This window comes from Paenibacillus forsythiae T98 (assembly GCF_000520735.1).
Classification (GTDB): domain Bacteria; phylum Bacillota; class Bacilli; order Paenibacillales; family Paenibacillaceae; genus Paenibacillus_AQ; species Paenibacillus_AQ forsythiae.
On record NZ_ASSC01000481.1, the window covers coordinates 1 to 351 of the forward strand.

The 351-nt window shown below is 59.0% G+C and carries 1 protein-coding gene; it reads left to right on the forward strand.

Features of this window, described 5'->3' with window-relative positions; all coding sequences use genetic code 11:
- Window positions 1–351: SpvB/TcaC N-terminal domain-containing protein (locus tag L692_RS28965; RefSeq protein ID WP_036723878.1), on the forward strand; the 351-nt coding region annotated here is incomplete at both ends.

Here is a 351-nt window from a genome sequence, read left to right on the forward strand (position 1 = left end):
TACGATTCACAGATACCGTCCCCGCATCGAAGGCGCGTTCGCGCGGATCGAGCGGTGGACCGACAGAGCGACAGGCCAGATTCATTGGCGTTCCTTTACGCCGGACAACGCCGCCGCGATTTATGGCCAATCGGAGAACAGCCAAATCGCCGATCCGGACGAACCCGCGCATGTGTACTCCTGGCTTCTTTGCGAAAGCCGGGACGACAAGGGGAACGCGGTTTTGTATGAGTATGCGGCGGAGAATGCCGCGAACGTTGACTTCACTCAGGCCAATGAGCGCAGCCGCAGCCGCACGGCCAACCGGTATTTGAAGCGTATCCAATATGGCAACAGCGTTCCGCATACGCT